Here is a 264-nt window from a genome sequence, read left to right as displayed (position 1 = left end):
CTCTTTAAATCTGGATCTAGATCAGTGGCCTTTTAAGCAGGCACAAGCGTTTATCAATGGTAAAAAAGATGAAGGCATACGCCCTACGCATATTCACGCGCCGGATTATGGCCCGACACGTACGCTTGTACGTATTTATCAAGCGTATGAGCAAGCCTGTCAAACAGCTGGCGTAATTGATTTTGCTGAACTTTTACTGCGTTGTCATGAGCTTTTGCGCGATAATCCCGATCTTTTGTCGCATTATCAGCAGCGGTTTAATGC

Annotated in this window: 1 protein-coding gene; it reads left to right on the top strand. The window is 44.7% G+C overall.

Translation table 11 applies throughout. The features are described 5' to 3' along the window. Positions 1 to 264 (top strand): UvrD-helicase domain-containing protein (locus IEX97_RS13295; RefSeq protein WP_188883555.1); only part of this gene is annotated, 264 nt, incomplete at both ends.

The sequence above is a fragment of the Paenalicyclobacillus cellulosilyticus genome, assembly GCF_014647315.1.
GTDB classification, from domain to species: Bacteria; Bacillota; Bacilli; order Alicyclobacillales; family Alicyclobacillaceae; genus Alicyclobacillus_J; species Alicyclobacillus_J cellulosilyticus.
This window is presented reverse-complemented; position numbering and strand designations above follow the sequence as displayed.